This window comes from Streptomyces sp. WAC04114, from assembly GCF_019733245.1.
GTDB classification, from domain to species: Bacteria; Actinomycetota; Actinomycetes; order Streptomycetales; family Streptomycetaceae; genus Streptomyces; species Streptomyces massasporeus_A.
Genome location: NZ_JAIGQA010000297.1, coordinates 1 through 5249 on the forward strand (window position 1 = coordinate 1; position 5249 = coordinate 5249).

The following is a 5249-nucleotide window of genomic DNA, read 5'->3' on the forward strand; positions in this document are numbered from 1 at the left end:
GGCCCACCCGGCACGGCCCCACCGTACGGCCCGCCCGCGAACGGATTGCCCTGCCCGGGCAGCTGCGCCCCCGGCGGCAGGTACCGCAACCGCCCGTTCTCGTCCTGCACCGGCGTGAAGCCCGCCGCCTGCAGCCGGGCCGCGAACTTGGCGTTGCGCTTGCGCGTCACCACGAAACCGATGCCGAAGACCGCCATGAGCAGCAGCCACACCACCCCGGCCGCGACGAAGTCGTCCGACTGCCCGCCGAACCGGAAGGCGAGGATCACGCAGCCGACGCTGACACCCAGCGCCCCGTACCCCATGCGCTTCTCGGCGTTCTTGCCGGTGAGATCGAAGTTGATGCGGGCCTTGAGCAGTTCGAAGGCGTCGGGCACGAGCGGCGGCAGGGAGACGCCGTCGGCCGCGTCGGGGTACCGCGCCCAGTTCTGCCCGGCCCGGGCCCGGGCCTGCGGGCTCGGGTCGGGCAGGATCAGCATGGTGAGCGCGCCGTTGCGGCCGCTGCTCTGGCGGACGTCGGCGTACTCGTAGCCGAACTGCTGGGCGACGAAGGCCAGCCGGGCGAGCTTCTTCACGGACGCCATCGGGCTGGTGAGCTCGACCGGTTCCCCGCTTGCCATCAGCCGCAGCATCTTCTGCATCTGCCGCTTACTCATCCCACCGCTCCCCCGGGTCAGTTCGTTCACAAGCGCAACCCGGGCAGTTTTCCACACCGGGGTGGGTGGGTCGAACGGGCCCGATATCCTCTAGCGGACCCGACAAGGGGAAAGGGAGAGTCCATGTCCGCTGAGTCGGGGGCCGGCCGGCCGAAGGCACCGCGTCCGCGGCGTTCCGTCGCCGGCAACGTCGCTTTCGGAGTGGGAGTGCTCCTCGTACTGGCGACGGCGACGCTGGGCGCGTTCGCGGTCGTCGCCCTGCTGGGCAACGCCGCCGACACGGGTCCCCTGTCGAGTGCCGTGCCCGACGAGGGGCACAACGCCCTGGTCGTGGGAGGCATCGCGATCGGCGGGCTGACCGGGCTGATGGTGCCGGTGATCTTCTTCGGAATGGTGCGCGGGAACGAGCACACCCCCCGTGTGGGCCCCGCCTCCGCTGCCCGCAAGATGCTGGCGGTGCTGGTCTTCGATGTCGTCCTGACGGTCGTGTCGTTCCTCGTCGCCCAGCTCGGGTGGCTCCTCCCGGCGCAGATCACCACGGTCGTCGCGGTCTTCGCCATCGGGTTCAGCTGGATGCCGTTGGCGATGGTGCCGTGGGAGCGCTTCGGCCTGGGTGACGGGTTCGGGAAGCTTCGCGGCCCGTCCGCGTCACACCAGGCGCAGTGAGTCCGCCAGTTCGTCGGCGACCTTGACGAGCTCCGCGCCGAGTCCCAGGGACGTCCACAGCAACCGGCACTCCAGTGCCGTGGGGTACCGGCGCGGTAGGACGTAGTGGGCGATGCCCTCCACGACCGTTCCACTGTCCGCCTCCGGGTCCGTCGGCTCCTGACGGTGCACGCGCAGGGCCGGCCCGAGGGGCAGCTCGACCTCGGTGAGGACCTGACCGTCGCCGAAGTACGGGCCCGGCGCGCACTCCGCCTCCGCCCGGAACGCCGACACCGTGCGGGATTCCGCCGGGACGGTCAGCTCCCGCACCGTGTAACTCGCCACCACCGGCCCGCCCCGGGGCGCCAGTACCGCCGCACACAGGGCGCCCTGCCGGACCGCCGCGCTCCAGTACCAGAGCAGGTCCGTCGCGAAGGCCTCACGCCACTGCTCCGGTACGTCACCGCCGAGGTGCTCCGCGACCCGAATGGACCCCTGGCCGGGGCCCGCTCACCGGCCGCCCCCGTCGATGCCGGCTCAGCTTAGCTTCCGGGTACCGACCGCCTCCGCCCTCCGCGAACCCTCGCTCCGGGCTCCTTCGTCGGCCACAGCCGCGGCCTCTGCTTGGCCGCCAGGTCCTCCGCCCAGCCGAAGGCCAGGACGCAGCAGCCGATGAGGATCCAGACCAGGATCAGCACCGGCCAGACGCTCTCCAGCAGTCCGGGTACGTTCTGCTCCAGCAGCGGGAAGCCCCACAGCCGGTCCCAGAGGGTGGCGGCGATGAGGATGCAGGTGTTGTGCCACAGGTAGATGGTCACGGCACGGGAGTTGAGGAGGGTGATCGTGTCCGCGAAGGGGCGCAGCCGGCGCGGCCACTCCGTCCAGGACGGGCTGAGGTGCAGCAGCAGGAACACCGTGCCGAAGGACCACAGGGCCTGGGCGAGCGGCATGCTGTCGAGGTCGTTGCCGGTGCCGAAGTCGTGGTGCAGGGCGTACCAGAGGCCGGCCAGGGCGATGACGGGTGCGACGGACGGCACGATGTAGCGCGGCAAGCGCCGCAGGATGCCCTCCTGGTGGGCCATGCCGAGGATCCAGCAGGCGCCGAAGGTGGAGAAGTCCGTGAGCGCCGAGGGGATCCGCTCGCCGGGCAGTGTGAGCCACTCCTGCTCGAAGGCGACGGCCAGGGCGATGGGCGCGAGGATCGTGAGGACCGGCAGGGCACGCAGGGCCTTCAGCAGCACCGGGGACAGCAGGACGTACCAGAGGTAGGCGCGGATGTACCAGAGCGGGCCCGCGAGGTCCGCGGCCCAGTTCTCGCCGATGAAGCCGTGGACGCCGGGCAGCCCCTCCGCGTAGGGCGGGTCGCTGAGCGGGACGATCCAGAAGGTGAGGTGGAGCAGCCACCAGCCGGGGTGCCCGTCCTCGTCCGGGCCCCAGCCCTGGAGGACCATGCCGGTGACGCCGACGACGCCGAGCAGCCACAGCGGGGGCAGCAGCCGGCGCATCCGGCCGCGGATCACCTGCACGGCCGGGCGCTTCAGCGAACGGGCCATGAGGCTCCCGGCGAGCGCGAACATCACGCCCATGGACGGGAACACCAGCGGCAGCCAGGCCCAGCCCGTGAGGTGGTACAGCACGACACGGAACAGGGCGAGGGCGCGCAGCAGGTCGAAGTACCGGTCGCGGCCGGGCTTCTTGGCGGGTGCCGGCTCCCGCGGGGCGGCCTCGGTGACGGGGCTCGCGTGGGTGGTCATCCGACCGGCCTCCCGTCCATCTGCGGCTGCGGCGCGGAGGAACCGGTCCCGCCGGGCAGGCCCACCGCGCCGGTGCGCCGCAGCTTCTGCCAACGCAGCCGGCCGCCGGTGAGGGCGGTGATCCAGGACTGGAGCAGCACGACGTACATGAGCTGGCGGTAGAGGATCTGCTGGAGCGGTAGTGAGATCAGGTGGGTCATGCGTTCCTTGTCCAGGTGGAACGCGTAGGCCGCGCACACCCCTTGTACCGCGAGGACACCCAGCCAGGCGCCGATGGTCTTCTCCGTGGGGCCGAACACCAGCCCGTACAGCAGGAACACGTCGATCAGCGGGGCCAGCAGCGGCGCCACGACCATGAACATCGACACCAGGGGCATGCCCACCCGGCCGAAGCGGCCCGAGGGCCCCCGCTCGACGATGGACCGGCGGTGCTTCCAGATGGCCTGCATGGTGCCGTACGACCAGCGGTAGCGCTGGGACCACAGCTGCTGGACGGACTCCGGGGCCTCGGTCCAGGCGACGGCCTTCTCGGCGTACACCACGTGCCAGCCGTCGCGGTGCATGGCCATGGTGATGTCGGTGTCCTCGGCGAGCGTGTCGTCGCTCATGCCGCCGACGCGCTCCAGTGCGCTGCGCCGGAACGCCCCGACCGCGCCGGGGATGGTGGGCATGCAGCGCAGCACGTCGTACATGCGGCGGTCGAGGTTGAAGCCCATCACGTACTCGATGTGCTGCCACGCGCCGATGAGCGAGTCGCGGTTGCCGACCTTGGCGTTGCCCGCGACGGCGCCGACGCGCGGGTCGCCGAAGGGCTGCACGAGTTCGCGGACGGTGGTCGGCTCGAAGACGGTGTCACCGTCCATCATCACGATCAGGTCGTACTTGGCGTTGGCGATGCCCCGGTTGAGAGCGGCGGGCTTGCCCGCGTTGAGCTGGCGGACGACGCGTACGCCGGGCAGGCCGAGGTTCTCGACGATGCGGGCGGTGCCGTCGCTGGAGCCGTCGTCGATGACCAGCACCTCGATGGGGTGGTCGCTGGCGACGAGGGAGCGGACCGTCTGCTCGATGCACTTGGCCTCGTTGTAGGCGGGCACGAGCACGGACACCGGTTCCGTGATGGGGTCGCCCCAGCTGAAGCCGCGCCGCCGCACCCGGCGGGCGTGCGCCACGGAGAGGATCAGCATCAGCCCGAGCCGTCCGAAGACCAGCACGCCGACGACGGCGAGGCCGACGACGAGCACGCCGGTCACGTTCTCGGAGGCCTGCACCAGGAACACCCACGCCTCGCCCTTCAGCGACTCCAGTCCGGCGACCCTGGTGTGCGCGCTGGGCGCATCGAGTGCGCCGGTGAGGGTGTGGAAACGGTAGCCCTTGGCCTGCAGCCCGGAGACGTACCGGTCGAGAGCGGCCACGGTCTGGGAGCGGTCACCACCGGAGTCGTGCATCAGCACGATGGCGCCGTCGCCGTCCTTCGGCGTGGCGTTGCGGATGATCTGCTCGGCGCCGGGCCTGCGCCAGTCCTCGCTGTCGGTGTCGTTGACGACCGTGATGTACCCCTTGCTGCCGATGTACTCGGTGACCGGCCAGGTGTTGTTGTCCATGTTCCGGGCGAACGACGAGTAGGGCGGGCGGAACAGCGAGGTGCGGATGCCGGCGGCGCCGGCGAGGGCGAGCTGGTTCTGCGACAGCTCCCAGTCGACCCGGCTCTTGCCCTGCAGGGACAGGTCGGGGTGGTTGAAGGTGTGCAGCCCGATCTCGTGGCCCTCGTCGACCATGCGCTGGACGAGGTCCGGGTAGCGGGAAGCCATGGTGCCGGTGATGAAGAAGACGGCGCGTGCGTCGTGCTTCTTCAGCACGTCGAGGACCTTGGGCGTCCACATCGGATCGGGGCCGTCGTCGAAGGTCAGCACCAGCTTGTGGTTGGGGACGTCCAGGCTGGTCGCCTTCCCGCCGCGGGTGTCGATGACCGGGCCGCCCTTGAGGATGTCCTTCGGGACGCGGTCGTTCGCGGCGGGCGGTCCGACGCGGTGGTCGGCGAGGACCTCGCTGTGCACGTATCCGCGCAGCATGAGCATCGCGCCCAGCGCGACGAGCACGAGCAGCGGCAGCAACAGACGCATGGGCAGGCGCCGGCGCCTGCCCATGCGTCTGTTGCTGCCGCTGCTCGTGCTCGTCGCGCTGGGCGCGATGCTCA

Annotated in this window: 4 protein-coding genes and 1 pseudogene; 1 reads left to right on the forward strand and 4 read right to left on the reverse strand. The window is 70.9% G+C overall.

The genetic code is table 11. The annotated features are described in order from the left end of the window. Positions 1 to 656: pseudogene (locus tag K4G64_RS38140) on the reverse strand (hypothetical protein); the annotation flags it as partial. Positions 657 to 779: 123 nt separating this feature from the next. On the opposite strand from K4G64_RS38140, the gene K4G64_RS38145 reads away from it, so the two are divergent. Further along, positions 780 to 1322 carry a hypothetical protein gene (locus K4G64_RS38145; RefSeq protein WP_221760445.1) on the forward strand — a complete coding sequence of 181 codons (543 nt, stop codon included), beginning with the start codon at positions 780 to 782 and terminating at the stop codon, positions 1320 to 1322. On the opposite strand, the gene K4G64_RS38150 is transcribed toward K4G64_RS38145, so the two are convergent. From K4G64_RS38150 to K4G64_RS38160, 3 genes are all read right to left on the reverse strand, one after another. Further along, positions 1305 to 1646, reverse strand: coding sequence for a hypothetical protein (locus K4G64_RS38150; RefSeq protein WP_221760446.1), 342 nt, complete (start codon positions 1644 to 1646; stop codon positions 1305 to 1307). The genes K4G64_RS38145 and K4G64_RS38150 overlap by 18 nt on opposite strands. A 197-nt stretch (positions 1647 to 1843) precedes the next feature. Further along, entirely contained in the window at positions 1844 to 3055 is a 1212-nt protein-coding gene (locus K4G64_RS38155) for an acyltransferase (protein WP_221760447.1), read from the reverse strand. Next, positions 3052 to 5244: a bifunctional polysaccharide deacetylase/glycosyltransferase family 2 protein gene (locus tag K4G64_RS38160; RefSeq protein ID WP_374206510.1), complete on the reverse strand. Its 2193-nt coding sequence runs from the start codon at positions 5242 to 5244 to the stop codon at positions 3052 to 3054. Before K4G64_RS38160 ends, K4G64_RS38155 begins: the two co-directional genes overlap by 4 nt. Positions 5245 to 5249: the final 5 nt, after the last annotated feature.